Source organism: Beduini sp. (assembly GCF_047239305.1).
Classification (GTDB): Bacteria; Bacillota_I; Bacilli_A; order Erysipelotrichales; family Coprobacillaceae; genus Beduini.
In genome coordinates this window covers 1-25577 of the sequence record NZ_JBKTEM010000008.1, presented here as the reverse complement: position 1 = coordinate 25577, position 25577 = coordinate 1, and the positions used below count along the sequence as shown (strand labels likewise).

The 25577-nt window shown below is 34.9% G+C and carries 43 protein-coding genes and 1 pseudogene; 1 reads left to right on the top strand and 43 read right to left on the bottom strand.

Translation table 11 applies throughout. The features are described from left to right. The first annotated feature begins 515 nt into the window (after positions 1-515). Positions 516-923 carry a MerR family transcriptional regulator gene (locus tag ACLRVU_RS10980; protein ID WP_412891880.1) on the top strand — a complete coding sequence of 136 codons (408 nt, stop codon included), beginning with the start codon at positions 516-518 and terminating at the stop codon, positions 921-923. A gap of 35 nt (positions 924-958) precedes the next feature. On the opposite strand, the gene ACLRVU_RS10975 is transcribed toward ACLRVU_RS10980, so the two are convergent. From ACLRVU_RS10975 to rpsJ, 43 genes and pseudogenes are all read right to left on the bottom strand, one after another. Next, the gene (locus ACLRVU_RS10975) at positions 959-2332 is read right to left on the bottom strand and encodes an MATE family efflux transporter (protein ID WP_412891879.1); all 1374 of its coding nucleotides are present in this window, start codon (positions 2330-2332) and stop codon (positions 959-961) included. Between the two features lie 409 nt (positions 2333-2741). Further along, complete coding sequence (locus tag ACLRVU_RS10970) at positions 2742-3125, bottom strand: IS66 family transposase (protein WP_412891954.1); 384 nt, start codon at positions 3123-3125, stop codon at positions 2742-2744. 208 nt (positions 3126-3333) lie between these two features. Beyond that, positions 3334-3600 (bottom strand): hypothetical protein, encoded by a 267-nt coding sequence (locus ACLRVU_RS10965; protein WP_412891878.1) that lies wholly within the window; start codon positions 3598-3600, stop codon positions 3334-3336. 877 nt (positions 3601-4477) lie between these two features. After that, positions 4478-4696 (bottom strand): helix-turn-helix domain-containing protein, encoded by a 219-nt coding sequence (locus ACLRVU_RS10960; protein ID WP_412891877.1) that lies wholly within the window; start codon positions 4694-4696, stop codon positions 4478-4480. Positions 4697-4831: 135 nt separating this feature from the next. Further along, positions 4832-4927 (bottom strand): annotated as a pseudogene (locus ACLRVU_RS10955) (hypothetical protein); the annotation flags it as partial. Positions 4928-4971: 44 nt separating this feature from the next. Beyond that, positions 4972-5241 carry a helix-turn-helix domain-containing protein gene (locus tag ACLRVU_RS10950; protein WP_412891876.1) on the bottom strand — a complete coding sequence of 90 codons (270 nt, stop codon included), beginning with the start codon at positions 5239-5241 and terminating at the stop codon, positions 4972-4974. Between the two features lie 292 nt (positions 5242-5533). Beyond that, positions 5534-5929 carry a 30S ribosomal protein S9 gene (gene rpsI / locus ACLRVU_RS10945; protein ID WP_041139843.1) on the bottom strand — a complete coding sequence of 132 codons (396 nt, stop codon included), beginning with the start codon at positions 5927-5929 and terminating at the stop codon, positions 5534-5536. A 14-nt stretch (positions 5930-5943) separates the two neighbouring features. Then, entirely contained in the window at positions 5944-6381 is a 438-nt protein-coding gene (rplM, locus tag ACLRVU_RS10940; protein ID WP_412891875.1) for a 50S ribosomal protein L13, read from the bottom strand. A 437-nt stretch (positions 6382-6818) separates the two neighbouring features. Further along, the gene (locus tag ACLRVU_RS10935; RefSeq protein WP_412891874.1) at positions 6819-7388 is read right to left on the bottom strand and encodes a GNAT family N-acetyltransferase; all 570 of its coding nucleotides are present in this window, start codon (positions 7386-7388) and stop codon (positions 6819-6821) included. Then, entirely contained in the window at positions 7378-8127 is a 750-nt protein-coding gene (gene truA, locus ACLRVU_RS10930; RefSeq protein ID WP_412891873.1) for a tRNA pseudouridine(38-40) synthase TruA, read from the bottom strand. Before truA ends, ACLRVU_RS10935 begins: the two co-directional genes overlap by 11 nt. A gap of 1 nt (position 8128) precedes the next feature. After that, complete coding sequence (locus ACLRVU_RS10925; RefSeq protein ID WP_412891872.1) at positions 8129-8926, bottom strand: energy-coupling factor transporter transmembrane component T family protein; 798 nt, start codon at positions 8924-8926, stop codon at positions 8129-8131. Then, positions 8927-9769, bottom strand: a complete 843-nt coding sequence (locus ACLRVU_RS10920) for an energy-coupling factor transporter ATPase (RefSeq protein ID WP_412891871.1) — start codon at positions 9767-9769, stop codon at positions 8927-8929. Continuing rightward, complete coding sequence (locus ACLRVU_RS10915; protein WP_412891870.1) at positions 9745-10575, bottom strand: energy-coupling factor transporter ATPase; 831 nt, start codon at positions 10573-10575, stop codon at positions 9745-9747. The genes ACLRVU_RS10920 and ACLRVU_RS10915 overlap by 25 nt, the downstream gene beginning before the upstream one ends. Positions 10576-10680: 105 nt before the next feature. Beyond that, positions 10681-11043: a 50S ribosomal protein L17 gene (gene rplQ, locus ACLRVU_RS10910; protein WP_041139850.1), complete on the bottom strand. Its 363-nt coding sequence runs from the start codon at positions 11041-11043 to the stop codon at positions 10681-10683. A 26-nt stretch (positions 11044-11069) separates the two neighbouring features. Next, positions 11070-12017 carry a DNA-directed RNA polymerase subunit alpha gene (locus ACLRVU_RS10905; protein ID WP_041139851.1) on the bottom strand — a complete coding sequence of 316 codons (948 nt, stop codon included), beginning with the start codon at positions 12015-12017 and terminating at the stop codon, positions 11070-11072. Positions 12018-12047: 30 nt separating this feature from the next. Next, positions 12048-12443 carry a 30S ribosomal protein S11 gene (rpsK, locus tag ACLRVU_RS10900; RefSeq protein WP_041139852.1) on the bottom strand — a complete coding sequence of 132 codons (396 nt, stop codon included), beginning with the start codon at positions 12441-12443 and terminating at the stop codon, positions 12048-12050. A gap of 17 nt (positions 12444-12460) precedes the next feature. Next, positions 12461-12826, bottom strand: coding sequence for a 30S ribosomal protein S13 (gene rpsM / locus ACLRVU_RS10895; RefSeq protein ID WP_412891869.1), 366 nt, complete (start codon positions 12824-12826; stop codon positions 12461-12463). A gap of 17 nt (positions 12827-12843) precedes the next feature. Continuing rightward, on the bottom strand, positions 12844-12957 hold the full coding sequence (rpmJ, locus tag ACLRVU_RS10890) for a 50S ribosomal protein L36 (RefSeq protein WP_041139854.1): 114 nt from the start codon (positions 12955-12957) through the stop codon (positions 12844-12846). Positions 12958-12982: 25 nt separating this feature from the next. After that, positions 12983-13207 (bottom strand): translation initiation factor IF-1, encoded by a 225-nt coding sequence (infA, locus tag ACLRVU_RS10885; protein WP_041139855.1) that lies wholly within the window; start codon positions 13205-13207, stop codon positions 12983-12985. Positions 13208-13226: 19 nt separating this feature from the next. After that, a complete protein-coding gene (gene map, locus ACLRVU_RS10880) occupies positions 13227-13973 on the bottom strand; it encodes a type I methionyl aminopeptidase (protein ID WP_412891868.1) in 747 nt (248 codons plus the stop codon). Position 13974: 1 nt separating this feature from the next. Next, complete coding sequence (locus tag ACLRVU_RS10875; RefSeq protein WP_412891867.1) at positions 13975-14619, bottom strand: adenylate kinase; 645 nt, start codon at positions 14617-14619, stop codon at positions 13975-13977. A gap of 24 nt (positions 14620-14643) precedes the next feature. After that, positions 14644-15957 carry a preprotein translocase subunit SecY gene (gene secY / locus ACLRVU_RS10870; protein ID WP_412891866.1) on the bottom strand — a complete coding sequence of 438 codons (1314 nt, stop codon included), beginning with the start codon at positions 15955-15957 and terminating at the stop codon, positions 14644-14646. A gap of 1 nt (position 15958) precedes the next feature. Beyond that, positions 15959-16399 (bottom strand): 50S ribosomal protein L15, encoded by a 441-nt coding sequence (rplO, locus tag ACLRVU_RS10865; protein ID WP_041139859.1) that lies wholly within the window; start codon positions 16397-16399, stop codon positions 15959-15961. A 14-nt stretch (positions 16400-16413) separates the two neighbouring features. Next, complete coding sequence (rpmD, locus tag ACLRVU_RS10860) at positions 16414-16596, bottom strand: 50S ribosomal protein L30 (protein WP_147553632.1); 183 nt, start codon at positions 16594-16596, stop codon at positions 16414-16416. Between the two features lie 12 nt (positions 16597-16608). Next, positions 16609-17151 carry a 30S ribosomal protein S5 gene (gene rpsE, locus ACLRVU_RS10855; RefSeq protein WP_041139861.1) on the bottom strand — a complete coding sequence of 181 codons (543 nt, stop codon included), beginning with the start codon at positions 17149-17151 and terminating at the stop codon, positions 16609-16611. A gap of 13 nt (positions 17152-17164) precedes the next feature. Beyond that, entirely contained in the window at positions 17165-17521 is a 357-nt protein-coding gene (gene rplR, locus ACLRVU_RS10850) for a 50S ribosomal protein L18 (protein WP_412891865.1), read from the bottom strand. 27 nt (positions 17522-17548) lie between these two features. Further along, complete coding sequence (gene rplF / locus ACLRVU_RS10845) at positions 17549-18094, bottom strand: 50S ribosomal protein L6 (protein ID WP_412891864.1); 546 nt, start codon at positions 18092-18094, stop codon at positions 17549-17551. A gap of 29 nt (positions 18095-18123) precedes the next feature. Then, positions 18124-18519: a 30S ribosomal protein S8 gene (gene rpsH, locus ACLRVU_RS10840; protein ID WP_147553634.1), complete on the bottom strand. Its 396-nt coding sequence runs from the start codon at positions 18517-18519 to the stop codon at positions 18124-18126. A 44-nt stretch (positions 18520-18563) separates the two neighbouring features. Beyond that, positions 18564-18749 carry a type Z 30S ribosomal protein S14 gene (locus ACLRVU_RS10835; RefSeq protein WP_003536834.1) on the bottom strand — a complete coding sequence of 62 codons (186 nt, stop codon included), beginning with the start codon at positions 18747-18749 and terminating at the stop codon, positions 18564-18566. A gap of 18 nt (positions 18750-18767) precedes the next feature. Beyond that, positions 18768-19307, bottom strand: coding sequence for a 50S ribosomal protein L5 (gene rplE, locus ACLRVU_RS10830; RefSeq protein ID WP_041139865.1), 540 nt, complete (start codon positions 19305-19307; stop codon positions 18768-18770). An 18-nt stretch (positions 19308-19325) separates the two neighbouring features. Then, positions 19326-19649: a 50S ribosomal protein L24 gene (gene rplX / locus ACLRVU_RS10825; protein WP_041139866.1), complete on the bottom strand. Its 324-nt coding sequence runs from the start codon at positions 19647-19649 to the stop codon at positions 19326-19328. Between the two features lie 14 nt (positions 19650-19663). After that, positions 19664-20032: a 50S ribosomal protein L14 gene (gene rplN, locus ACLRVU_RS10820; protein ID WP_041139867.1), complete on the bottom strand. Its 369-nt coding sequence runs from the start codon at positions 20030-20032 to the stop codon at positions 19664-19666. 26 nt (positions 20033-20058) lie between these two features. Then, positions 20059-20319 carry a 30S ribosomal protein S17 gene (rpsQ, locus tag ACLRVU_RS10815; protein ID WP_041139868.1) on the bottom strand — a complete coding sequence of 87 codons (261 nt, stop codon included), beginning with the start codon at positions 20317-20319 and terminating at the stop codon, positions 20059-20061. Positions 20320-20331: 12 nt separating this feature from the next. Next, entirely contained in the window at positions 20332-20526 is a 195-nt protein-coding gene (gene rpmC / locus ACLRVU_RS10810; protein WP_041139869.1) for a 50S ribosomal protein L29, read from the bottom strand. Between the two features lie 2 nt (positions 20527-20528). Then, complete coding sequence (rplP, locus tag ACLRVU_RS10805) at positions 20529-20939, bottom strand: 50S ribosomal protein L16 (RefSeq protein ID WP_147553635.1); 411 nt, start codon at positions 20937-20939, stop codon at positions 20529-20531. A 2-nt stretch (positions 20940-20941) separates the two neighbouring features. Further along, complete coding sequence (rpsC, locus tag ACLRVU_RS10800; RefSeq protein WP_147553636.1) at positions 20942-21595, bottom strand: 30S ribosomal protein S3; 654 nt, start codon at positions 21593-21595, stop codon at positions 20942-20944. Positions 21596-21613: 18 nt separating this feature from the next. Next, on the bottom strand, positions 21614-21946 hold the full coding sequence (gene rplV, locus ACLRVU_RS10795; protein ID WP_041139872.1) for a 50S ribosomal protein L22: 333 nt from the start codon (positions 21944-21946) through the stop codon (positions 21614-21616). A 17-nt stretch (positions 21947-21963) separates the two neighbouring features. Beyond that, positions 21964-22245, bottom strand: coding sequence for a 30S ribosomal protein S19 (rpsS, locus tag ACLRVU_RS10790; RefSeq protein WP_041139873.1), 282 nt, complete (start codon positions 22243-22245; stop codon positions 21964-21966). A 14-nt stretch (positions 22246-22259) separates the two neighbouring features. Then, positions 22260-23093: a 50S ribosomal protein L2 gene (gene rplB, locus ACLRVU_RS10785; RefSeq protein ID WP_412891863.1), complete on the bottom strand. Its 834-nt coding sequence runs from the start codon at positions 23091-23093 to the stop codon at positions 22260-22262. 49 nt (positions 23094-23142) lie between these two features. Further along, entirely contained in the window at positions 23143-23433 is a 291-nt protein-coding gene (gene rplW / locus ACLRVU_RS10780) for a 50S ribosomal protein L23 (protein WP_147553638.1), read from the bottom strand. Continuing rightward, positions 23433-24056, bottom strand: a complete 624-nt coding sequence (rplD, locus tag ACLRVU_RS10775) for a 50S ribosomal protein L4 (RefSeq protein ID WP_147553639.1) — start codon at positions 24054-24056, stop codon at positions 23433-23435. The genes rplW and rplD overlap by 1 nt, the downstream gene beginning before the upstream one ends. 24 nt (positions 24057-24080) lie before the next feature. Next, positions 24081-24830, bottom strand: coding sequence for a 50S ribosomal protein L3 (gene rplC / locus ACLRVU_RS10770; protein WP_147553640.1), 750 nt, complete (start codon positions 24828-24830; stop codon positions 24081-24083). A gap of 24 nt (positions 24831-24854) precedes the next feature. Continuing rightward, complete coding sequence (gene rpsJ, locus ACLRVU_RS10765; RefSeq protein WP_041139878.1) at positions 24855-25163, bottom strand: 30S ribosomal protein S10; 309 nt, start codon at positions 25161-25163, stop codon at positions 24855-24857. Between the last annotated feature and the right edge of the window lie 414 nt (positions 25164-25577).

Genomic DNA, 25577 nt, shown 5'->3' with positions numbered 1-25577 from the left:
TATGTAAGTTATTTCCTTCATCATAATCTGAACTACTTATAGAATCAACAGGCAAAAATGTATTATTTCATTTAAACGTATGACAATACCAATCATATTTTCAGTATTTATAATATTATGATCTAATGAATACATATATCCTAAATAATTCAAAACTGGTTTAAAATATCTCATTTTAATTTCTTCAGATGAAACAATAAAAATAACTGGTTCCCAAAAATATAACTATATACCTATAGATGATAAAGATTCATAAAACTGGTATAATTCAATAATTACAATCAAATTATAATCTTTAAATAGTGTAATCATTGGTTAACTTTTGACTGTAAATAAGTTTTTAAAAGATTGACTAATTATTATACCGCTACATAAACAAATATCTTTTGTCTTATTATATATAAGAGAGAATTTCCTTTACACATTCTCTTATAACTAACTGTAGTTCCATATATCCCCAATTTTACTTTCTTCCCCAATTTTGTTATAATTATTAAACTAATAGGAGGGATTTTATGTACACTTTTAAACAAGTATGTCAGATTTTAAACATGTCAGAACACACTCTACGACATTATACTGATAATAAATTAATTCCTAACCCCAAGCGTGATCGTAATAACCGGAGAATTTATGATGAAGAAGATTTAGATTGGTTACGTGGTGTTAAATATTTAAGAGACTTAGGCTTTTCCATTAGTGAGATTCAAGAATACCATGAATATTGTATGTTTGACGATCAAGACTCTCTTCAAATGAGGGAAAGGCTTTTGCTTAAACATCAGCAAATAGCCAAAAAGAACATTGATGAAGCAAAAAAGAAGTACGAATATATTACAAAAAAAATTGATTATGTTGATTCTCTAATTAAAAATAACACTATTGATTTAAAAAATCCCCGTCATAGGAATAAGAGAAAATAAAAAATGTCAAATTAAGATCTTGACATTTTTTTGTTTTATATAACTTTAAATTGTTTCCACTTTCCACTTCTGTACCTTGATACAATTAATATAACTCTTACAAGCCAATCCCATCCCATTGCTATCGCAACACCAATTACCCCTAAGTTCATCCAAACTCCAAAAATAATCGATAAAATAACACGTACGATCACTGTTGCGAAAATGGAAGTATACATCGTATATTTCACATCACCCGCTGCCCTTAAAGCATTAGCTAAAACAAAACCAGATGGATGCAATATTGCATTAAAAACATTATGAAGAAAACATAAAATAATTACAAGGTGAATTGCCTCAGAAGATAAACTATATAAATTCAAAATGAATGGTGTAATAATAAAGATGACAGTATCCCAAACCAAACACCCTAAATAAGTAATTCTTAAAAGTTTCTTAACATAATATTGAGCAGCCTCATAGTCGTTAGCCCCTATACATTGCCCAATGACAGTGATAAACACTGGTCCCATCACAATGGAAAACAAGGCAGCAATTGACCAAAAACTTTGGGCAACCCCATTAGCTGCAATTTGAGTTGTTCCAAACATGGCAATAATACTACTTAATGCAACTTTAGAAGCATCAAGCATACCACCTTCAATTCCATTTGGAACTGCAATATTAATAATTTTATGAATTATCTCTTTTTGAAAATGCAATAAATTTTTCAGTCTTAAATATACAGCATGGCTTTTATTGGTACAAATTACAAACATAATTATAGCTGCAATCATTCTAGAAATAAGTGATGGAACTGCTACCCCTGCAACTCCCGCATTCAACACAAAAATACCTACATAATTTCCAACAATATTAATGAGATTCATAATAATAGAGACATACATTGTTATTTTAGTTTTGGACATACTTCTTAAAATGCTTGAACAACTATTATAAATTGCCAACGCTGGAAATGATAGTGCGGTAAGTAATAAATATGTCTGACTAGCCTCCATTACGTTAGTTTCAACACGTCCAAATAACAATCTTAATAATGGAGCATGAAAAATACTAATAAGTATAGTAATGACTATAGATATTATTATGGATAAAAGCAATAATTGATTTGCAGATCGAATACCGTTTTCTCTATCTCTCTTACCAATATACTGACTTATCACAACTGCTCCTCCTGATGCTAAAGCAGTAAATACCGCTATAAAAATTGAATTAATTTGATTGACCAAAGAAACTCCTGAAACCGCTGCTTCCCCAGCATAACTGACCATTAATGTATCTGTCATTCCTACCAGCAGAAGTAGTAATTGTTCTACTAATAATGGTATTATTAATCTTTTTAAATCATAATTACTGAATATTTGTCTTTCTTTTGATACTTTAACCTTTGGTTCTATAATATTTATCATAACCTATCCCCACCTTTTTACTGTGATTATAAAACTTAGGGTAAACCCTAAGTCAAGGTTTTTATCAGAAAAGACAATAAAATGAAAAGGTAAATTCATTTTTGAAGGACTAAATGCTTTTTAGATGATGTTACTTTTGCACTTTTTTATTGTAAAATGAATATTTAACTTCCTGTAAATGGAAGTCACTCTTTCACCTTTATATTTGATATACTTTTCCTGGTTGTTTTTTCTCCTTCACAAATTGAAGTACTTTTATACCTACTACTTATAAAGGTAACCATCTTTCCTCAACTCATCTTATCAAAATTGAAAAAAGATTATTTGATGTTCTCTCTTTTACTGCGTAACCGCAAAATAAAATAGTGTATTTAAAAAGCCAGTGATATCGATTACAGATATTGCTGGCTTATTTACATTCTTTTTGAATTTTATCATTCCAAGGCATGAATGAATTTAAGATATCTTTATTTGTTATATCCTCGCAAGGTAAATATTTGAAGATATATGATAGATATTTATATGGATCAAGATTATTAGCTTTAGCTGTTTCTATAATACTATAAGCTGTAGCACTTGATTCAGCACCTTTAACGCTCGTACTAAAGAGCCAATTCTTTCTACCTACAGTAAACGGTCTAATTGTACGTTCGTCTAGACTATTTGTCATTGGAAGGTAACCGTCATTAAGATATTCGCACAATCCTTGTTGATGATTTAATGCATAGTTTATCGCTTTGGATATTTTGGATTTAGATAATACTTTATCTTGAGGGATGGAGGTGCGGACAATTTCTTGGACCTGCTATTTCAATTAAGATCCAGTAATTGTCTGTACCTCCATCCCTTTTTTTAATATCTCCTCTCAATAATAAGCCTTTGTAATCAGTCAAAAATTTCCCTTTACTAAGATTTTTTTTAATATGTTCAAATTTGAACATTTCCTATTTTATGTAAAAAAACAAAACAACCTAACTGAGATTACAGGTTGTTTTGCTTTTTTATTTATTTAATAAGTACATTGCTTCGTCATAATCTTTTGGATCGACATAAACATAATAAGTCTTCATGTAATCTGGATCCTGTCCGTAAGACCCTCTTGCCCTTCGTCCATATCTAAAAAACATGCTAAATATAGAAAACTCAGCACCATCATTTGCGACTACCTTTGGTTTATATTTTATAGAACCAGCTTCTAGTGCTTTTATACAGTTTTGATAATCTTCAAGATTATTTCCAACAAACACTTCTTTTTTATTTAACCACATATACTATCCTTTCTTGCGTTATTTTTATAAATTATTTATTAGTCGAAAACTCCATACGCTTGAAGTTCCACGTTTTAATGTCAGAAGATTATTGCATCCTATAACATACCCTGAATACCCATCCAATGCAACGTATTGTGAAAATCCGGTATTGTAACTCCAATAAATCAAATTGCCAGGATATTGATAACCAGTTTGAGAAGTTACTACCCATGGAAGAACTCCATTACATCCATATGTTACTTCCTGACTTGTTACACTAACTGTTGTATCTGCTCTTCCATAACCACCACTTACAGAAGTTAAAAGATATTCAGTAGGTGTATTCCTTGTACTATAATAAATAGTAATATAGGCTTGGACACTTAATATTGAATCCCACTCATCTTTCTTAATTGATCTTGTATTATTATTTTGAACATCCTGTGTATCAGCAATAAAAGTTTTGATTTCATGTCCGTTCCTTCAATAAGGTCACTTGTATCTACTTCATAAGCAATTACATCATAAGATTCACCAAATTTATTGACCAACTCTGCACGATATGAACTACTTTTATATATGCTTCGCACTGTTATATAGCTCATCTAAGTACTGAGATATGTAACAATCTGACTCTTTTATGCTTGAATATAAATCATTTTCAAATGTAATAACTGGTGTAAAAACACTAAAGAAAAGCAAACTAATTGTAAGTAAACTTAAAGCTATTATTTTTTTCATAAATCTTACTGATATGTGAATAGAATAAATATTGAAAGTGTCACCTCTCTTACATTATATCAATTAGTTTAGTAGGTGTAAATTTAGATATCAATCTTATTGAGGCATTTAAATTTGAACACTAATTTATTTATCAACTATATACGATTTCATCTCATAATTCATCCATGCTTATATGGTATAGATCAGCTAATCCTATAATTAGTTTTGGTTTGACTTTTCCACGTCCATATTCAAAGTTATTAATAAGATCTCTTGACACATCTGTTCTTATGGATAATATTTTTTGACTAATTCCTTCTTTTACTCTATATTTTTTCAGTAATCTAATCACTTTCTTTTTATCTATCAAATAATATTGATCACTGTTCATAAGTAATTCTACTTGTCTCTTTTCCTCATGTTGACATAATATCTCCTGATAATCCTCATTAAAGATTTCAGAAGGAACGATATCCAATCCAGAAGCTATATTACAAATCAATCCAGATGATGAGTTTCTTTGTCCTCATTCTACTCTCATATAATTGTCTAAGTTAATACCTGCGGACTTTGCCATTTCTTTATATGATAGTCCATGTTGCTCTCTTAACTGCTTTAATCGGTCTCCTAAAGCCTTTAAGACTGTATCATCATTAAATTATAAGCCTACTCATAAAAACCCTCCTGAATAGCTTCTTTGAACAATTCATCATATCTTTCATCAAAGAACTCATGAAATTCCATTCCTAACGCGGATAGGATATCACTCATTGTCATTATTGATGGATCAGTCGAACCATTTTCAATAGATAAAATGACATTATGATGTTTATCAATTTTCTTAGCTAGAGTTGAAGCAGTTAATCCAGAGGCCTGTATTTCTTTTCGATGGATTCCAGTCGCTTTTATACCGGCACTCATATTTTTATACTTCATCCTATTTTACTCCTTTCAAAAAACATTATTTTATATTTATATATTAACGCTTATTGAAAAGTTTGTCAGTGCTCTCACATAATTTTACGCTGAATTTTACGCCGAGACTTACGCCAACTCATGAGGAGATTTGTTACATATTTGTTACATATTTGTAACCAACTGATCGCTCTTCCACAACTCTCTCCAACTCTTAAAAAACAAAAAAACCCCAAAAATGGGGTTTTGAAGCGCTCTGAGGGGTCCTGAGACGCCCTGAGAGGTCCATGCAGTTGATAAAACTTGATTGTAATTATCTCTTAGAGAATTGAGGAGCACGTCTAGCTGCTTTAAGTCCGTATTTCTTACGTTCTTTAGCACGGGCATCACGAGTTAAGAATCCAGCTGCTTTTAATGCAGGTCTGTAATCAGAACCAGCTTCTAATAAAGCTCTTGCAACACCATGACGGATAGCACCAGCTTGACCAGTGTATCCACCACCATATACATTAACAATTACATCGAATTTATCTTTAGTAGCTGTTAATTCTAATGGTTGGTTGATTACCATTGTTAAGACGTCAGAATTATTTAAATATTCTTTAGCGCCTCTTCCGTTGATTGTGAAATTCCCTGTACCTGGTCTTAAAATAACACGAGCTACAGATGATTTTCTTCTTCCAGTTCCTCTATATTGTACGATTGCCATAGTCTTCCTCCTTCTTATCCTTTAATTTTCAATTCTTCAGGTTTTTGAGCTGCATGTGGATGAGAATTACCTGTATAAACAAATAATTTCATACCTTGTTGTCTACCTAATGTATTGTGTGGTAACATCCCTTTAACGGCTGCTTCTACAAATCCAGTAGGGTTTTTAGTTTGGAAAGTTCTGGCAGTTTTAACTTTTAAACCACCTAACCATCCTGAGTGACTGTAATATTTTACTTTATCTAATTTCTTACCAGTCATTACTACTTTTTCAGCATTAATAATAATTACATAATCACCTGTATCCACATGTGGTGTATAAGTTGGTTTGTGTTTTCCTCTTAATACTGTTGCCACTTCAGAAGCTAAACGTCCTAAAGTTTGTCCTTCAGCGTCAACTACGAACCATTTACGTTCAATTGTTGATTCCTTCGCCATTGTTGTTTGTCGCATTGTAAATTCCTCCTGTAGTTTCCGGGGCTACTAGGCATAACAGTGCCAGTATTCATTATACTTTTTCGTATTTTGAATGTCAATAGATTAAAATAAAATATTTCATCTATTTAAGCATTAAAATCATAATAATCGGTCTGTTATTGTCTATTAATCAAATAAATCTAATTTTATATGCTTGTGGTAAAACTATAAATAACCAATTTTCATCTAATCTCAATTTTCATTAAGACAAGTCGTGTTGCTCCAATTCAAAGGTAATGGAAAAACAGTCTGTTCTTCCCCAATATTTGCACATGTTTTGTCTATGACCTCACTCCCTTATACTAATTGCTACTTATTTTATTTAATGGCATATCAACTTTCCCATCTCTATATAAATTAAAAAAACATTTCTCATCAAACCTCTCCCCTAGCTTAGGGTTGCCATATTTATATTAAAAATGCTTTTTTGTTAGATAGTCATCCCTTAATAGAGAATAATGTAAAACATCATGATCTCTGCCTTGCCATAAGATTCCGTTTTTTGTCTTGGTGATGAACTTCATTCCGCTTTTTTCAAGTACACGGCAACTGGCTTGATTTTCACTCATGCAGTCTGCGGTTAATTTTTTAAAGCCTACTGTTATAAACAAATGATTTAAAACGGTGGTTATCGCCTCACTCATATAGCCCTTGTTCCAATGGTCAGAAGCGAGAGCATAGCCAATCTCGGCAGAAACATCATCATCATTAACGTCAAAGAGACGTACCAAACCGATCATGTTATTTTCTTCTTTTAAAGTGACTGCCCAATTATATGTTTTTGAATGATATCCTTTGATTATCTGTCTGATCATCTTTTCTGTCTGATTGAAATCGGCATGATAGGGAATCAAAAAGTAACGTCTTACTTCATTACTGTTTGTAATATGCTTATAAAAAGGAGATGCATCCTCCAAAGAAAAAGGACGCAGGCAAAGTCGATCCGATTTTAATTCAATCGTTCCGGTATGATTAAGCGTCATTTTCATTTTCCTCATAATTCACTTTGCATAAATAAAGACCTTGTGGCTTTGCCTTAAACAAAATATGCTTTTCTCCACAGCTTTCTAATCGTTTCTTTGCTTCTTCTATGGTAAAACGATGAGCACCGATCTGAATTAATGCCCCTACCAAATGACGCACCATATAGCGTCTAAAACCATTTCCACTGACAATAAATTCTACAATGCCATCTTTTTCTATCACATCAAACTGATAAATCGTACGCACTGTTGTACCATGCTGATCACTGACGCAGTAAGAAGCAAAATCATGTTCACCGATAAATAGTTTTGCGGCTTCATTCATCAATGCAGTATCTAATGGTCGGTTATACTGATAGATATAATTTGTGTCAAAAACAGAATATTCCTTTGTATTTAAATAATAACGATATTCTTTACCGACAGCACTGTAACGAGAATGAAATTCTTCACTTACTTGCTGAGCATCATGGATATAAATATCATTGGGTAAGAAATGATTCATCGCCATCTTCCAGCGTTCATCTGGCAATTCTTTTGCTGTATCAAAATGAAAGACCTGTTCTCTGGCATGGACTTTTGCGTCGGTTCTTCCCGAAGCATGGATAATAATGTTTTCCCGGGTAATATTATGAAGAGCTTTCTGAATCTCTCCTTGAATCGTTCTTTGCTTATCCTGAACCTGAAAACCATAAAACTTAGAGCCATCATAACTGACTAAACATTTAATTCTCGGCATCTTATATCACACTCATTACTATAATTCCAACACACATCACCACTGTTGTCAGTAAACTTAATGTATCGCTCAAACGCCATTTTAACACCTTATATTTTGTTCGTTTACCATCCGGATTATAGCCACGGCTTTCCATCGCATTGGCTAAATCCTCCGCACGCTGAAACGCAGAAATAAATAAAGGAACAATCAATGAAACAATGGCTTTCACTTTATCCTTTAAAGAACCTTCTTTAAAATCAACGCCACGGCTCGCCTGTGCTTTCATAATTCTTTCTGTTTCTTCTAATAATGTTGGGATAAAACGCAGAGCAATGGAAATCATCATAGAGACTTCATGTGCTGGGAATCCAATTTTCCTTAAAGGATTAAAGAGATGTTCCAATCCTAATGTAAGATCTAAAGGTTTAGTCGTAGCTGTCAAAACGGTTGTTAAAGCGACGATCAACACTAAACGAATTAAGATATAGGCTGTTTGGATTAAACCGCCTGAGTAGACAGATAAGGGACCTATACTGAATAATACAGCTCCTTTTTGTATCATAAACACATTTAAAATCATTAAAAAAGACATCATGAAGATCATTGGTTTCAATGATTTAAGGATATACGTAATTTTAATTTTCGATAAAACCACTACCAGACACACAAACAATCCAATAATGCCATATCCGATAAAGCCTGCATCGAAGAAAACACTGATCAGTAAGAATAATAAGCTGACAATCTTCATACGAGGATCTAAGCGATGGATAAAGGAATCAAACGGTAAATATTTTCCTAATGTCATGTTTCCCATTTATTTACCCCCTATCGCTTTAATTAATGTATCTAAATCTTTAATCGATGGATCAATATCAAATCCATTTTTATTTAATTCATGAATAAAATGTGTCATAATCGGTAAATCAATGCTTAATGTTTCAAGATACTCCGGATCTTTGAAAATTTCATCGACTGTTCCTGTTTTGATAATTTCGCCTTTATTCATCACTACCGCATGATCACAATAATTCAAGACCTGATTCATATCATGAGTAACAATTATTACGGTCTTTCCTTGATCATTTAATGCTTTAAATAATTCCATCATCTCTTTAGCCCCTTGCGGATCTAATCCTGCCGTTGGCTCATCTAAGACAAGAATATCCGGTTCCATGACTAAAATACCAGCAATTGCAATACGGCGCTTCTGTCCGCCAGAAAGATCAAAAGGAGATTTTTCCAAATAACTTTCATCCATTTTGACCATTGCTAAAGCTTCTTTCGCTTTTTGCTTAGCTGTTTCCTCATCTACGCCAAAGTTCTTAGGTCCAAAGATAATATCCTTTTCCACACTATCTTCAAATAGCTGATATTCTGGAAATTGGAAAACCAATCCTGCCATCTGACGCAATGGTCTTAATACCTTTGGCAGATGATTAGCATCCACCACAAAATCATTGACTGTTACAACACCCGATGAAGGTAAAATCAATCCATTGATATGCTGAATCAAAGTTGACTTCCCACTTCCGGTATGTCCGATAATCGCAGTAAACGAACCTTTTTCAATAGCTAAATCAACATCTTTTAACGCAATATACTGGAAAGGAGTATTCTTTGAATATGTATGGCTTACTTGTTCAAATTTAATAGACATAACTTTTCAATCAACTCCTTTTCTTTAAGATTTAATCCTACATTTATTCCGCTTTCAACAAGCTTCTTCGATACTTTATAGGCAAAAGGAACATCAAGTTCCAATGAATACATTAAAGATTCATCCGTTAATATTTCTTCCGGTGTCCCATCTTTTACTACTTTTCCGTTATTTAAAACAACCACATGATCGGCATTCACCGCTTCTTCAATATCATGGCTGATAGAGATAACTGTCATATTGGTTTCTTCATTCAATTCTTTCACCAATGCATTGATTTCACGGCGCCCTTTTGGATCAAGCATACTGGTTGCTTCATCTAAGATAATAATATCCGGAGACATAGCAAGAATGCCCGCAATGGCAACACGCTGCTTCTGCCCACCAGACAATTTTGTCGGTTCGTGATCAAGAAAATCAATCATATCTACTTTTTGTGCATATTTGTTGATAATCCCATCCATTTCCCCTTGAGGAACACAACGGTTTTCCAAACCGAAGGCAATGTCATCACGCACAGTTGCACCAATGAACTGATTATCCGGATTCTGAAAAACAATTCCTACTCTTTCCCTAACTTTATATACATTTTCATCATTCAATTCAATACCGTCGACAATGATCTTTCCACTTTTTGCTTCCAGAAGTCCAATGATCAATTTAGCAATCGTACTCTTACCACTCCCATTATGACCTAAGATCACTGTATAGCTTCCGTTTTCTACATCAAAAGAAACATTATCGATCGTATTTAAATTTTCATCATATTCAAAAAACAAGTTTTTAATCTCGATACTTTTGGTCATAGTTCCTCCTTATTTTTCTATTTGAAAAATATACTGTATTTATTGTAGTGTTTAACAAGACATCTGTCAAGACATTAAAAAAAGGAGGTTTACCCTCCTTGATTGTTATGCTAAAGTGATGATTGCCATTGGAGCATTGTCACCTTTACGGTTGTGAGTTTTTAAGATACGAGTGTATCCTCCGTTCACATCTGCATATTTAGGTGCAATTTCATCAAATAATTTTTGAACTGCATTCATAGATGAATCTTCATCTTTGATGTTACGAAGAACAGCTGCCGCTTGTCTTCTTGCATGCAAATCTCCACGTTTTCCTAAAGTAATCAATTCATCAACAACAGAACGAACTTCTTTAGCTCTTGTTTCAGTCGTTTCAATCTGCCCGTACATAATTACTTCAGTAGCAAGATTACGTAACATAGATTTTCTTTGAGCAGATGTACGTCCTAATTTTCTATTTCTAGCCATTAATTAGCGCTCCTTCCTATCTAGAATTATTCAACTGGTTTAAAACCTAATCCTAATTCATGTAATTTTTCTTTTACCTCTTTAAGAGATTTCTTACCTAAGTTTCTAACTTTGATCATATCATCTTCACTCTTATCTGCTAATTCTTGTACAGTTTGAATGCCTGCACGTTTTAAACAGTTATAAGAACGAACAGATAGATCTAATTCTTCAATTGTCATATCTAATACTTTGTTAGTAGAATCAGTAGTAGCTTCTGACATGATTTCCATATTAACAGCCATATCATTTAATTCAACAAATAAATTTAAATGTTCAACTAAGATCTTTGCTGCTAATGCTAGTGCTTCATGAGGTTTGATAGAGCCATTTGTTGTGACTTCCATCATTAACTGATCATATTTAGCACTTTGTCCTACACGTGTTGGTTCAACAGAGTAAGATACTTTTTCAATTGGAGAGTAAATAGAGTCAGTTGGAATAATTCCAATTTGATTAATCGACTTTTTATTAATATCTGAACTAATGTATCCACGATCTTTTTTCGCGTACATCTCCATGTAAAAATTAGCCCCTTCTGCTACGTGGCAGATGACTAAATCATTACTGATCATTCTTACATTTGACGGACATTGGATATCTGCTGCAGTAACTGTTGCAGGTCCTTGTACGTCAATTACCATAGTGACTTGTTCATCTTCCTTATCAATATCAAAAACTAATTGTTTTAAATTAAGGATAATCGTTGTCACATCTTCAACTACCCCATCAACTGCTGAAAATTCATGGATTGCTCCTTGAACTTTGATTGAGTTTACAGCTGATCCAGGAAGAGATGATAATAATACACGTCTTAATGAATTCCCTAAAGTCGTACCGAATCCTCTTTCTAGAGGTTCGATGACAAACTTACCATAATTTGCTGACTCATCATATTCTTGGATATTAAAGTTTGCTTTTTCAAATTTCTGCATGCCTTTTCCCTCCTCTTTGGAATTTAGTTATTATCCACGAGGACGTTTTGGTGGACGACATCCGTTATGTGGAATTGGTGTTACATCATTGATAGCTGATACTTCTAATCCAGCTGCTTGTAAAGCACGAACTGCTGCTTCACGTCCTGGTCCAGGACCTTTTACGTTTACTTCAACAGTTTTCATTCCTTGATCCATTGAAGCTTTAGCTGCTGCTTCAGCTGCCATTTGCGCTGCGAATGGAGTAGATTTTCTTGATCCCTTGAAACCTAATGCTCCAGCACTAGACCAAGTTAATACGTTACCATGTTCATCTGCAATGGTAATGATTGTGTTATTAAAAGTTGAATGCACATGTGCTACACCTTTTGCAATATTTTTCTTAACACGTTTTTTAGTACGTGTACTTGTTTTAGTCTTTGCCATTTAGTACAACCTCCTCACTATTTCTTCTTTCCAGCAATTGGACGTGCCTTACCTTTACGTGTACGAGCATTTGTCTTAGTTTTTTGCCCACGTACAGGAAGCCCTTTACGATGACGGATTCCACGGTAGCTACCAATTTCCATTAAACGCTTGATGTTTAATGCTGTTTCTCTACGAAGGTCACCTTCAACTTTAAAATTTTCTATTTCTTTTCTGATTTTTGTAACTTCTTCTTCAGTTAAATCTTTAACTCTGACATCTTCACTGATACCAACCGTTTTTAAGATTTCCTGAGCTCTTGGCTTACCAATTCCATAAATATATGTTAATGAGATTACAACGCGTTTTTCACGTGGTATATCTACACCTGCAATACGTGCCATTTACTATTTCCTCCTAATTATCCTTGTCTTTGTTTATGTTTAGGGTTCTCACAAATAACCATGACTTTTCCCTTACGTTTAATAACTTTACATTTATCACAGATTGGTTTAACTGATGTTCTTACCTTCATCTTCATTTACCTCCTTTTGGAAGACTTATTTATGTCTAAATGTGATGCGCCCACGTGTTAAATCATATGGAGATATTTCCACTGTTACCCTATCCCCTGGTAAAATACGAATGTAGTTCATACGGATTTTACCAGAAACGTGAGCATCAATAACAGCTCCATTTTCCAAAGCAACCTTAAAAGTCGTATTTGGCAATACTTCTATAACGGTTGCCTCAACTTCAATTACATTATCTTTTGATTTAGCCATTGAATATCGCTCCTTCACCTTAAAGTTTTGTTAGAATTTCATATCCATCTTTCGTAACGACGATGGAATGTTCATAATGAGCTGCTAAAGAGCCATCCTCCGTTATAGCAGTCCAATGATCTTCTAGTATATGAATATCTGCTTTTCCGCCATGACCCATCGGTTCAATAGCGAGGGTCATTCCTTCAACAAGCCTTGGTCCGCGTCCCGGTGCACCATAATTAGGCACCGCCGGATCTTCATGCAATGCACTTCCAACCCCATGACCAGTATATTCTAAAGGAGTTGTACAACCATGTTCTTTTAAGTACACTTCAACAGCGTGAGAAATATCAGACAATCGATTACCGGGCTTGACCATTGCCAAACCGGCAAATAAAGAACCTTTTGTCGCTTCCATCACACGCTTTGCCTCATCACTGATGTCGCCAACAGCATAAGTCCAAGCGCTATCGCCATGATATCCCTTATAACAGGCTCCAACATCAATAGAGATTATATCTCCTTCTTTTAAAGCATACTTACTCGGAATTCCATGAACGATCTGTTCATTGATCGAAGTACAAATACTTGCAGGAAAACCATTATAGTTCTTGAATGAAGGCTTAGCTCCATGATCTAAAATGATTTTTTCTGCAATAGCATTTAGTTCTAAAGTAGTGATTCCTGGTCGAATCACCTCTGCCATCTTTTGATGAACCAAAGCCACAATACGACCAGCTTCTCTCATGAGATCAATTTCTCTTTGGTTTTTAGTAATGATCATTCTATTTCTCCAACTGAGTTTTAATGTCATTGAAGACATCATCCATAGCTTGATCACCATTAATACTGATCAATTCACCTTTGCTTGTATAATAATCAATCAAAGGCTGAGTTTGTTCCACATAAGTGTTCAAACGTGTTTTAACAGTTTCTTCATCCTCGTCACTGCGCTGATAAAGTTCACCGCCACATTTATCACAAACTCCTTCAACTTTACTAGGTTTGAATTTAAGATTGTAAGTTGCCCCACAGCTTCTGCAAATTCTTCTTCCAGAAAGTCTGCCAATCAGCTTTTCAAAATCAACGTCAATATTTACTACAGCGTCAATTTTAATATTTAGCTCTTCAGAGATTTTTTCTAAAGATTCTGCCTGGAATACATTACGTGGATAACCATCCAAGATAAATCCATTACCAAAATTACCCTGAAGAAGTCTTTCTTTCACGATATCATTAGTAATTTCATCAGGTACTAATAAACCTTGATCCATGTAGGATTTGGCTCTTGCACCAGCATCTGTATTTTCTTTCATGGCAGCTCTAAACATATCTCCGGTTGAGATTTGTACAAGTCCCAGTTTCTCAACTAATTTCTCAGCTTGAGTTCCTTTTCCGGCACCTGGAGGACCCATTAAAATAATATTCATTGTAATGCCTCTTTTCTATTATTGTTATCTACGAATGTAGCCTCTGTATTCTTTACGAGTTAAGTGCGTTTTGATCTGATTTACTGTTTCAAGGGCAACCCCTGTTACGATAATCAATCCGGTACCATATAAGGTAACGGCTGAATTGGCTACTGTTTTCCAAATAACCGGAATCATAATTGGGATAACCGCAACAATCAGTAAAAAGATTGATCCAACTACTGTTACTCGGTTTAATACTTTTTTAATATAGTTTTGAGTTTCAATTCCTGAACGAACACCAGGAATAGATCCTCCGTTCTTTCTTAAGTCGCCTGAGATCTTCTCTGCATCAATCTGTAAGTTCGCATAGAAGAATGAGAAAGCAACAATCAATACCAAATACAGAACGAATCCGATTGGGTATTGTACGGGTTGATTATACGTACAAATCTTTTGGATCATATTACTTACATTAGTATTCCCAATTAATTGCGAAACTGTCAGCGGTGTTGCTAAAACGGATGACGCAAAGATAACCGGAATTACTCCTGATGTATTAATTTTGATCGGCATATGAGTTCCATCCTTGGTTCTCATCATTGGATTCGAATTTGTCGCATAAACAATTGGGATTTTCCTATTAGCGCCTTCGTTATACACTACAAATACTACAATAAGCAAGTAGAGTAGGACGAACAGGCCATAGTTAAGTGCACCCATCACTAACTTCTGAGTGCCTTGGTTCGTAACAACTAAAGTATTGAAGACGGTGATAAAGCTTGTAGGTAAGTTTGAAACGATTCCTGTAAAGATCAATAAAGAAACCCCATTTCCGATTCCTTTATTTGTGATCTGATCACCCATCCACATTGCAAACATAGCTCCGGCTACCATGATGATAACAACGTAAGCATATGAAAGCGGCGTAGATTCTCTCAAAATTCCATAACTCTTATCGAATGCATATGTCAATGAGAAGGCTTGAACTGCTGCTAGAATAACAGTCACATAACGTGTTACTCTATCTTTTTTCTTTCTTCCTGTTTCCCCTTCATCACGCCATTGCGTTAACGTTGGGATAACATCCATTGATAATAATTCAATAATGATGGATGCCGTAATATACGGCGAAACCCCTAATGAAAATAGGGAGAATCTTTCTAATGAACCCCCGCCTAGCATATTCATGATAGCAAGGATTCCTGTTGTTTCTAAACCGGAAGATAATTTCGCTGAATTGATCGCCGGGATAGTTACCGCACTTCCAATACGGAAGACAAATAACATCCCAAGCGTAAAGATTATCTTATGTCTCAATTCACCTTTTTGAAATATCTTTTTTAAGAAGGTAAACATATTAGATCACCTCAGTTTTTCCACCTGCTGCTTCGATAGCGGCAATAGCAGATTTAGAGAATTTGTTAGCTTTTACAGTTAATTTCTTTTCTAATTCACCATTACCTAATACTTTAATACCATCTAATTCTTTTTTAACTAATCCAGTTTCGATTAATAATTCTGGCGTTACTTCAGTTCCATCTTCAAATTGATTTAATGAATCTAAATTAACGATTGCGAATTCTTTTCTAGTGAAGTTAGTAAACCCACGTTTTGGAAGACGCATGAATAAAGGAGTTTGTCCACCTTCAAATCCAGGTTTCTTACCTCCACCTGAACGAGCACCTTGACCTTTTTGTCCTCTACCAGATGTCTTACCAGTACCTGAACTTGTTCCACGACCTACACGTTTTCTAGATTTACGAGCACCTTCAGTGTATTGCAATTCATGTAATTTCATTGTGACACCTCCTATTAAATATCTTTAACTTCTACAAGATGAGCAACTTTTCTGATCATTCCTTGAATCATCACGTTGTCCTCTTTAGTAACACATTTTCTAATTTTTGTACATCCTAACGCTTTAAGAGTGTCTTTTTGGCTCTTAGAAGACCCAATTGGACTTTTTACAAGCGTAATCATCACTTGTTTGGCCATTATTTACGCCTCCTATCCGTATATTTCTTGTTCAGTTTTATCTCTTAACTGAGAAACTTGTTTAACTGTCTTTAATCCGGCTAAACCTTCCATAGTCGCTCTAACCATATTAATTGGTGTTCTTGATCCAATACATTTAGATAAGATATCTGTGTATCCTGCCAATTCGACAACCGCACGAACAGGTCCTCCGGCAATAATTCCAGTACCTTGAGCAGCTGGTCTAATAAATACTTTACCAGAACCATATACTCCTGTTGCTTCATGAGGAATTGTTCCGTGAAGAATAGGCACATTGATTAAGTTACGTTTTGCAGCTTCAGAAGCTTTTCTGATTGCATCTGGTACTTCGTTTGCTTTACCTGTACCAAACCCAACACGACCTTTTTTATCTCCAATTACTACTAAAGCAGCAAAACGGAATTTACGTCCACCTTTAACTACTTTTGTAACACGGTTAATCGTAACAACACGTTCTTCAAATTCTTTTTCTTGATTTCTTGGATTCTTAGGACCTCTAGAGTTTCTAGGATTTCTTTGTCTACGTTGTTCCATGTTTTACCTCCTTTTAGAATTTAAGCCCAACTTCTCTAGCTGCTTCAGCAACAGCTTTTACACGTCCATGGTATACATATCCACCACGGTCGAATACTACTTTATCAATATTTTTAGCTAATGCTCTTTTAGCAATCTCAGCGCCAACAGCTTTAGCGGCTTCAATATTTCCACCGTTTTCTAATTTCATTTCAACACTTGATGCAGACACTAAAGTTACACCGTTAACATCATCAATGATTTGTGTATGAATGTGAGAATTAGAACGGAATACGTTTAAACGTGGGCATTCTGGAGTTCCACTAATTTTATTACGAACTCTAGCATGACGTTTTAATCTAACATCATTACGTGAAACCTTTTTAATCATAATATTGTAACTCCTTTCTTAAGTTAACTATTTCTTACCAGCAGTTTTACCTTCTTTACGAATAATAGTTTCATCTTTGTATTTAATCCCTTTTCCTTTATAAGGTTCAGGTTTTCTTACAGCTCTGATTTGAGCGGCAACTTCGCCAACTCTTTCTTTGTTGATTCCAGAAACAACGATTGTTGTTTGGTTAGGAGTTTCAACTGTAACTCCTTCTTCAGGAATCATTTCTACTGGATGAGAATATCCAATATTAATTACTAATTTATTACCTTGCATAGCAGCACGATATCCGATACCAACGATTTGTAATTCTTTTTTGAACCCAACGTTGACACCTTCGATCATGTTCGCTAAAAGCGCTCTTGTTGTACCATGCAATTGTTTATGTGATTTAACTTCACTGCTTCTTTTTACAGTGATTGTTTCTCCGTCTTTTTCAATTGTAATAACGGGAGAAAATTGTTTCACTAAAGTCCCTTTAGGTCCTGTTACAGTAACAGTATTATCTGCTGCGATATCAACTGTTACTCCCTCAGGTACCTGGATAAGTTTATTTCCAATACGAGACATTTATAGTACCTCCTGGATTAATTTTTTTATTACCAAATATAAGCTAATACTTCTCCACCGATTTGTTTAGCTTTTGCTTCTTTATCAGTCATAATACCTTGAGAAGTTGATAAGACAACGATACCTAAACCATTTAATACTCTAGGAATTTCGTTTACTCTCGCATAAACACGTAACCCTGGTTTAGAAATTCTTTTTAACCCAGAAATTACTCTGTCGTTACCTTTGTATTTTAAAGTCAATGTGATATTTCTCTCTGCTTTTTCACCTTCGACTTTATACCCTTTGATAAATCCTTCATTTTTCAAAATTTCAGCGATTTCCACTTTCATATTTGAAGCCGGCACAACAACTGTTTCATGACGTTGTTGGTTAGCATTACGGATTCTTGTTAACATATCTGCAATTGGATCTGTCATAACCATCTGCAAGTCCTCCTTCCACTTGGATCATTATATCTAAGTCTATATTACCAGCTTGCTTTCTTTACACCCGGAATTTCACCTTTATAAGCTAATTCACGGAAGCAAATACGGCAAAGCTTAAATTTACGAATAACTGAATGTGGTCTTCCACAACGTTCGCAACGTGTATATTCACGTACTTTATACTTCTGAGGACGTTGTTGTTTCACTTTCATAGATGTTTTAGCCATGCGTTAAGTCCTCCTTTACTATTTTTGGAAAGGCATTCCTAATTGTCCTAGCAATTCGCGACCTTCTTGGTCTGTGTTTGCTGTTGTTACAATTACGATGTCCATCCCTCTGATTTTATTTACTTTATCAAAATTGATTTCAGGGAAAATTAATTGTTCTCTGATACCTAATGTATAGTTACCTCTACCGTCAAAAGCATCTTTAGATACACCTCTAAAGTCTCTTACACGAGGTAAGCTGATAGATACTAATTTATCAAGGAATTCGAACATTTTTTCTCCACGTAAAGTTACTTTGCAGCCAATTGGCATACCTTCACGTAATTTGAACCCCGCAATTGATTTTTTAGCTTTAGTTACAACTGGTTTTTGTCCTGTGATTTGTGCTAATTCATTTACAGCATCATCTAATACTTTAGAATTAGATACAGCATCACCAACTCCCATGTTGATTACAATTTTTTCGATAGCTGGAACTTGCATTACTGATTTGTAATTAAATTTTTCCATCATCGATTTAACTACTTCTTGTTTGTAACGTTCTTGTAAACGGTTCATTCGTTATGTCCTCCTTCCTTATTTTTTCTTACTTTTATCGATTTGTTTTCCTGATTTTTTAGCTATACGAATCTTACGTCCGTCAACTCTTTCGAAACCGATTTTAGTAATTGATTTAGCTTTTTCATCATAATAAGCTACGTTAGATACATGGATTGGGGCTTCTCTGGAGATAATACCACCTTCAGGATCTTGCTGAGAAGGTTTGATATGTTTTGTTACCATATTTACTCCTTCAACAACGACTCTGTTTTCTTTAGGAAGAGTTTGTAGTACTTCACCTTGTTTACCTTTATCTTTACCTGCGATAACTTCTACTTTGTCACCTACACGTATTTTCATACTTATACCTCCTATTATAATACTTCAGGAGCAAGTGAAACGATTTTCATGAAATCTGCATCTCTTAACTCTCTGGCAACAGGACCAAAAATACGAGTCCCTCTAGGTGATTTATCATCTTTGATAAGAACAACTGCGTTGTCATCAAATTTAATGTAAGATCCGTTTGTACGACCTACACCGTATTTTGTTCTTACCACAACTGCTTTAACAACATCACCTTTTTTAACGGCACCACCTGGAGCGGCACTCTTTACTGTACATACAACGATATCACCGATACCGCTTGATTTTTTATTTGAACCACCAAGATTTCTGATAACTAATACTTCTTTAGCACCAGTATTGTCGGCTACTTTTAATCTAGATTCATTCTGGACCATTTCTGATTGACCTCCTTTCGAAGTATTTAGATAACTTCAGCTTTTTTAACGACCTCTACTAAACGGAAACGTTTTGTAGCAGATAACGGTCTTGTTTCCATAACTGTTACTGTATCACCGATTTTTGCAATACCTTCTTCATCATGAGCTTTAAACTTTTTAGAAGATTTCACACGTTTTCCGTACAACTTATGTTTAACATGAGTTTCGACTAATACTGTAATTGTCTTATCCATTTTGTCAGAAATAACAGTTCCAGTATATACTTTACGACTATTTCTTTCCATTGTTCATCCTCCTTACTGGTTTAATTCTCTTTCTCTAATTACTGTTTTGATCTTTGCAATTGATTTACGCACTTGTCTAACACGAGCTGTGTTTTCTAACTGACCAGTTGCTTGTTGGAATCTTAATTCGAATAATTCTCTTTTATACTCTTCTACTTTGTTAAGTAACTCTTTAGTTTCGATTTCTCTGATTTCTTGAACTTTCATCATTACTCACCTTTCTTAATGATTTTACATTTGATCGGTAGTTTATGAGATGCAAGTCTTAAAGCTTCACGTGCTGTTTCTTCATCAACACCTGCTACTTCAAACATCACTCTACCTTGTTTTACTACTGCTACCCATTCTTCTGGATTACCTTTTCCGGAACCCATACGTACTTCTAATGGTTTTTTTGTTTTTGCTAAATGAGGGAAGATTCTAATCCATACTTGACCACCACGTTTCATGTGACGGTTGATGGCGATACGTGCAGCTTCGATTTGACGGCTTGTAATCCAAGCACCTTCAGCTGCCTTTAATCCATATTCTCCAAATGATACTTCTGCTCCACCTTTTGTTTTACCTTCGTATCTAACTCTGTGTGGTCTTCTGTATTTTGTTCTTTTAGGCATCAACATGGTTATTTATCCCCTTTCTTCTTTTCTGGTAAGATTTCTCCCTTGCAAATCCAAACTTTAACTCCTAATTTACCATAAGTAGTATCCGCTTCAGCAGTAGCATAATCAATGTCAGCTCTTAAAGTATGAAGAGGTACGTTACCTTCAGAATATCCTTCAGCACGAGCCATATCAGCCCCACCAAGACGTCCTGAAACGCTAGTTTTAATTCCTTTTGCTCCAGCTCTCATTGCTCTTTGAATAGCACGTTTTTGTACTGTTCTGAATGAAGCACGGTTTTCTAATTGTTCAGCGATGCTTCTAGCAACTAACTGAGCAACTGTATCCGGATTTTTGATTTCAACAATGTTAATAAATACTTGTTTATCACCAGTAATTTTTGCTACTTTTTTACGTAATGCTTCTACTGATTCACCATCTTTACCGATAACGATACCTGGTCTTGCAGTATGAACATAAACGTTTACACGATTTTTAGTTCTTTCAATTTCAATTCTTGATACAGAAGCAGATTTCAATTCTTTTCCTAAGAATTCACGGATTTTAATATCTTCATGTAATAATCCTGCGAAATCTTTATCATTAGCGTACCATCTTGAATCCCAATTACGGTTAATACCTACACGTAATCCTATTGGACTAACTTTTTGACCCATTGTGTAACCTCCTTCTTACTATCTTTCATCTACCACAACTGTGATATGACTAGTTCTTTTTAAAATTTGAGCGCCACTACCTTTTGCTTTAGTAGTATATCTCTTTAAAGTTGGACCTTCATCAACATAAATTTCTTTGATGAATAATTTATCTGCATCTAATCCTTGATTGTTAACAGCGTTTGAAGCTGCTGATTTTACTACTTTATAAACTGCTGGACTAGCTGATTTGTTAGTATATTCTAAAATACCTAACGCTTCCTTTACATCCTTACCCCTAACCAAGTCTACAACTAATCTTGTTTTCTGAGGGGCAACACGAATCATTTTAGCTGTTGCTCTAGCTTCCATGACATCTTCCTCCTCTCTTATTTCTTACCTGCTTTTTTGTCATCTGCACCATGACCATGGTAAGTTCTTGTTGGAGCGAATTCTCCTAATTTGTGTCCTACCATATCTTCAGTTACATAAACTGGAATATGTTCTTTTCCATTATACACTGCGAATGTATGCTCAATAAATTGAGGGAAAATAGTTGAACGTCTTGACCAAGTTTTAATAACTTCTTTTTTACCAGAAGCGTTTAATGCTTCTACTTTTTTCATTAAGTGACCATCTACGAAAGGCCCTTTTTTAAGACTACGTGACATTATTTTATCCTCCTTTATTTAGCATTACGACGACGAACTATTAATTTAGTTGAAGCCTTTTTAGATTTTCTAGTTTTAACACCAAGTGCTTTTTTACCCCAAGGTGTCATTGGTGCTTTACGACCGATTGAAGTTTTACCTTCACCACCACCATGAGGGTGATCATTAGGGTTCATTACAGAACCACGAACAGTTGGTCTAACACCTTTCCATCTCATACGTCCGGCTTTACCGTAGTTTACTAGTCCATGATCTTCATTTCCTACTACACCAACAGTTGCTGTACATACTGATAAGAATTTTCTTACTTCACCAGAAGCTAATCTAATAATGACATATTTGTCTTCTTTCCCTAAGATCTGTGCAGACACACCAGCAGCTCTTGCTAACTGTCCACCTTTACCAGGGTGCATTTCAATATTGTGGATAACTGTACCTTCAGGCATATTTCCCATTGGTAATGAGTTTCCTACTTTAATATCCGCATTTTCAGAAGCAACGATCTGCATTCCTACTTCCAACCCTTTAGGGGCTAAGATATATCTTTTTTCACCATCAGCATAGTTAATCAATGCAATGTTTGCTGTTCTGTTTGGATCGTATTCAATAGTTGCTACTTTTCCAGGAACGTCAAATTTATTACGTTTGAAATCGATAATACGGTATAAACGTTTATGTCCTCCACCGTGGTGACGAGTAGTGATAACACCTTGGTTATTACGTCCACCTTTTTTACCGATACGAACAACTAGTGATTTTTGTGGTTTATTTGTAGTAATTTCATCATAAGTTAATGATGTCATATTACGACGACCATTTGTGACTGGCTTATATTTCTTAATTGCCATCTCTAGTTTCCTCCTATTTTCTGGGTAAGCTTACCCAATAATGTATCGACTATTCTTCTCCGAATAAATCGATTGAGCTTCCTTCAGCTAATGTAACAATAGCTTTTTTTCTTCTGTTAGTTTTACCTGTGTATTTACCAACACGTTTAGTTTTAGCTCTTACTCTAATTACGTTTACTCTTTCAACTTTAACGTCGAACATTTTTTCTACAGCAGTCTTGATTTCATTCTTGTTTGCTGTTAATTCAACATCAAATGTATATTTGTTTTCTTCAGCTTGTAATGTTAAAGATTTTTCTGTTAAGACAGGTCTCTTTAATACGTCAGTAATATGTGCCATTATGCAAGCACCTCCTCAATTGCTTTTACAGCAGCTTCAGTGATGATCATTTTATTACTGTTTAAGATATCATATACGTTGATTTTGTTAGCTTCTAAAATCATCACACCTGGGATGTTTTTAGCAGATAACGCTACGTTCATATCGATTTCGTCAACAACTAATAATGTTTTTGCTGGAGCTTGAAGATTTTCTAATACTTTTATCATTGCTTTAGTTTTAGGAGCTTCCATTGTGATAGTATCCACTACCATTAATTCAGAGTCCACTACTTTGCTTGATAATGCAGATCTTAATGCAAGTCTACCAACTTTACGATTAAGTTTGAAGCCATATTTTCTTGGAGTAGGTCCGAAAACAACTCCCCCTCCACGCCATTGAGGCGCACGAGTTGAACCTTGTCTTGCTCTACCTGTTCCTTTTTGTCTCCATGGTTTTTTACCACCACCGGCAACTTCTGTACGATTTTTAACTTTATGTGTTCCTTGTCTGATAGATGCTCTTTGTAATAACACCATATCAAACATCGCTTGTTTATTTGGTTCGATACCGAATACCATATCGTTTAATTCGATTTCTTTTACATTAGCACCATCTTGGTTGTATACTGCAACTTTTGCCATTTGTAAAATCCTCCTTCCCTACAATTATTCAGCAGCTTCAGCTGTCACTTCAACTGCCGCTTCTGTATTTTCTTCTACAGCTGTTACTTCTTCGATTTCTTCCACTGGTTGTTGATTAACGACTAATTCAACAGCAGGGTTTACTTTTCCGTTTCCTTTAACAGCAGATTTTACAATTACTAATCCTTTTTTAGGTCCTGGAATTGAACCTTTAATTAATAACAAGTTATTTTCAACGTCAACTGCTACGATTTCTAAGTTTTGAATCGTTCTAGTTACGTTCCCCATTTGTCCTGGTAATTTTTTACCCGGAGCAATACGGTTTGGAGCGATTGGCCCCATTGATCCAACGATTCTATGAGCCCCTGACCCATGTCCTTTTGGTCCAATTTTTTGACCATGTCTCTTAATTACACCTTGATAACCTTTACCTTTTGAAGTTCCTTGCACATCCACTACTTCTCCAGCTACAAAGCTATCAACTTTAATTGAGTCTCCAACTTCATAACTCATCATTTCGCTATAACGAAACTCTCTAATGAAGCGCTTAGGGGCAGTGTTTGCCTTGCTAGCAATCCCTTTTTCAGGTTTGTTTGCTAAACTTTCTCTTTTGTCTTCGAAACCAACTTGGATGGCTTCGTAACCGTCGTTTTCTACTGTTTTCTTTTGTAATACAACGTTTTCAGTAGCTTCAACTACAGTTACAGGAATTAAAGACCCATCAGTTGTAAACACTTGAGTCATTCCTAATTTACGACCTAAGATTCCTTTCATGAGTTACACCTTTTACCTTTCATTCTATAATTTGATTTCGATATCCACACCACTTGGTAATTCTAATCTAGTTAAAACATCAATTGTTTCTGGTGTTGGATTAACGATGTCGATTAAACGCTTATGTGTTCTGATTTCGAATTGTTCACGTGAATCTTTGTATTTATGAACCGCTCTCAATACTGTGTAAATTTCTTTTTCAGTTGGTAAAGGTACTGGACCTACCACCTGTGCACCAGTCTTTTTAGCTGCTGCTACGATTTTTTCACTTGACCCATCTAAGATCTTGTGATCAAAAGCTTTTAATCTAATTCTAATTTTGTTGTTTGCCATGTTTACTTCCTCCTTTCGTCTATTTAAATAATAGACTGCTCCATGCGAATTACCTGAAACACTGCCATGACAACGTTTATCGGTGTTTCAGCAACCTCGCACTTCTTCGCACGCCAACGGATAGATTATATACTAAATATTCCCTATTTACAAGACTTTTTTTCATTTATTTTTAAAAAAAATCATTATTCTTCATTCCTCTTATAAAACAAAAAAAGATAGATGAAAGGTACCACTATTCATCTATCTATCTCTATCCTTCCTTTTGTTCTATATAGACACCAATAGACGAACAGTTCACACTATTTATAGGAGATTAATCCTATGACTACATCTCCCTTTCCTTATACTTCAACACAAAAAAAAGGAGGAAACCCTCCTCTCTTCTCTTACCCGGCAATCTGCTATTTTCGC

Bases quoted from the DNA above. Each gene is read 5' to 3' on its own strand.
- ACLRVU_RS10980 (WP_412891880.1), top strand. From the start codon at position 516: ATGTACACTTTTAAACAAGTATGTCAGATTTTAAACATGTCAGAACAC.
- ACLRVU_RS10975 (WP_412891879.1), bottom strand. From the start codon at position 2,332: ATGATAAATATTATAGAACCAAAGGTTAAAGTATCAAAAGAAAGACAA.
- ACLRVU_RS10965 (WP_412891878.1), bottom strand. From the start codon at position 3,600: ATGTGGTTAAATAAAAAAGAAGTGTTTGTTGGAAATAATCTTGAAGAT.
- ACLRVU_RS10960 (WP_412891877.1), bottom strand. From the start codon at position 4,696: ATGAACAGTGATCAATATTATTTGATAGATAAAAAGAAAGTGATTAGA.
- ACLRVU_RS10950 (WP_412891876.1), bottom strand. From the start codon at position 5,241: ATGAAGTATAAAAATATGAGTGCCGGTATAAAAGCGACTGGAATCCAT.
- rpsI (WP_041139843.1), bottom strand. From the start codon at position 5,929: ATGGCAATCGTACAATATAGAGGAACTGGAAGAAGAAAATCATCTGTA.
- rplM (WP_412891875.1), bottom strand. From the start codon at position 6,381: ATGCGACAAACAACAATGGCGAAGGAATCAACAATTGAACGTAAATGG.
- ACLRVU_RS10935 (WP_412891874.1), bottom strand. From the start codon at position 7,388: ATGACGCTTAATCATACCGGAACGATTGAATTAAAATCGGATCGACTT.
- truA (WP_412891873.1), bottom strand. From the start codon at position 8,127: ATGCCGAGAATTAAATGTTTAGTCAGTTATGATGGCTCTAAGTTTTAT.
- ACLRVU_RS10925 (WP_412891872.1), bottom strand. From the start codon at position 8,926: ATGGGAAACATGACATTAGGAAAATATTTACCGTTTGATTCCTTTATC.
- ACLRVU_RS10920 (WP_412891871.1), bottom strand. From the start codon at position 9,769: ATGTCTATTAAATTTGAACAAGTAAGCCATACATATTCAAAGAATACT.
- ACLRVU_RS10915 (WP_412891870.1), bottom strand. From the start codon at position 10,575: ATGACCAAAAGTATCGAGATTAAAAACTTGTTTTTTGAATATGATGAA.
- rplQ (WP_041139850.1), bottom strand. From the start codon at position 11,043: ATGGCTAGAAATAGAAAATTAGGACGTACATCTGCTCAAAGAAAATCT.
- ACLRVU_RS10905 (WP_041139851.1), bottom strand. From the start codon at position 12,017: ATGCAGAAATTTGAAAAAGCAAACTTTAATATCCAAGAATATGATGAG.
- rpsK (WP_041139852.1), bottom strand. From the start codon at position 12,443: ATGGCAAAGACTAAAACAAGTACACGTACTAAAAAACGTGTTAAGAAA.
- rpsM (WP_412891869.1), bottom strand. From the start codon at position 12,826: ATGGCACGTATTGCAGGTGTAGATATACCACGTGAAAAACGCGTTGTA.
- rpmJ (WP_041139854.1), bottom strand. From the start codon at position 12,957: ATGAAGGTAAGAACATCAGTTAAACCAATCTGTGATAAATGTAAAGTT.
- infA (WP_041139855.1), bottom strand. From the start codon at position 13,207: ATGGCTAAATCAAAAGATAATGTAATTGAAGTTGAGGCAACCGTTATA.
- map (WP_412891868.1), bottom strand. From the start codon at position 13,973: ATGATCATTACTAAAAACCAAAGAGAAATTGATCTCATGAGAGAAGCT.
- ACLRVU_RS10875 (WP_412891867.1), bottom strand. From the start codon at position 14,619: ATGAATATTATTTTAATGGGTCCTCCAGGTGCCGGAAAAGGAACTCAA.
- secY (WP_412891866.1), bottom strand. From the start codon at position 15,957: ATGTTTACCTTCTTAAAAAAGATATTTCAAAAAGGTGAATTGAGACAT.
- rplO (WP_041139859.1), bottom strand. From the start codon at position 16,399: ATGAAATTACATGAATTGCAATACACTGAAGGTGCTCGTAAATCTAGA.
- rpmD (WP_147553632.1), bottom strand. From the start codon at position 16,596: ATGGCCAAACAAGTGATGATTACGCTTGTAAAAAGTCCAATTGGGTCT.
- rpsE (WP_041139861.1), bottom strand. From the start codon at position 17,151: ATGGAACAACGTAGACAAAGAAATCCTAGAAACTCTAGAGGTCCTAAG.
- rplR (WP_412891865.1), bottom strand. From the start codon at position 17,521: ATGATTAAAAAGGTTTCACGTAATGATGTTAGATTAAAACGTCATGCT.
- rplF (WP_412891864.1), bottom strand. From the start codon at position 18,094: ATGTCTCGTATTGGAAATAAACTTATCCAGGTACCTGAGGGAGTAACA.
- rpsH (WP_147553634.1), bottom strand. From the start codon at position 18,519: ATGGTTATGACAGATCCAATTGCAGATATGTTAACAAGAATCCGTAAT.
- ACLRVU_RS10835 (WP_003536834.1), bottom strand. From the start codon at position 18,749: ATGGCTAAAACATCTATGAAAGTGAAACAACAACGTCCTCAGAAGTAT.
- rplE (WP_041139865.1), bottom strand. From the start codon at position 19,307: ATGAACCGTTTACAAGAACGTTACAAACAAGAAGTAGTTAAATCGATG.
- rplX (WP_041139866.1), bottom strand. From the start codon at position 19,649: ATGAAAATACGTGTAGGTGACAAAGTAGAAGTTATCGCAGGTAAAGAT.
- rplN (WP_041139867.1), bottom strand. From the start codon at position 20,032: ATGGTCCAGAATGAATCTAGATTAAAAGTAGCCGACAATACTGGTGCT.
- rpsQ (WP_041139868.1), bottom strand. From the start codon at position 20,319: ATGGAAAGAAATAGTCGTAAAGTATATACTGGAACTGTTATTTCTGAC.
- rpmC (WP_041139869.1), bottom strand. From the start codon at position 20,526: ATGAAAGTTCAAGAAATCAGAGAAATCGAAACTAAAGAGTTACTTAAC.
- rplP (WP_147553635.1), bottom strand. From the start codon at position 20,939: ATGTTGATGCCTAAAAGAACAAAATACAGAAGACCACACAGAGTTAGA.
- rpsC (WP_147553636.1), bottom strand. From the start codon at position 21,595: ATGGGTCAAAAAGTTAGTCCAATAGGATTACGTGTAGGTATTAACCGT.
- rplV (WP_041139872.1), bottom strand. From the start codon at position 21,946: ATGGAAGCTAGAGCAACAGCTAAAATGATTCGTGTTGCCCCTCAGAAA.
- rpsS (WP_041139873.1), bottom strand. From the start codon at position 22,245: ATGTCACGTAGTCTTAAAAAAGGGCCTTTCGTAGATGGTCACTTAATG.
- rplB (WP_412891863.1), bottom strand. From the start codon at position 23,093: ATGGCAATTAAGAAATATAAGCCAGTCACAAATGGTCGTCGTAATATG.
- rplW (WP_147553638.1), bottom strand. From the start codon at position 23,433: ATGGCACATATTACTGACGTATTAAAGAGACCTGTCTTAACAGAAAAA.
- rplD (WP_147553639.1), bottom strand. From the start codon at position 24,056: ATGGCAAAAGTTGCAGTATACAACCAAGATGGTGCTAATGTAAAAGAA.
- rplC (WP_147553640.1), bottom strand. From the start codon at position 24,830: ATGAAAGGAATCTTAGGTCGTAAATTAGGAATGACTCAAGTGTTTACA.
- rpsJ (WP_041139878.1), bottom strand. From the start codon at position 25,163: ATGGCAAACAACAAAATTAGAATTAGATTAAAAGCTTTTGATCACAAG.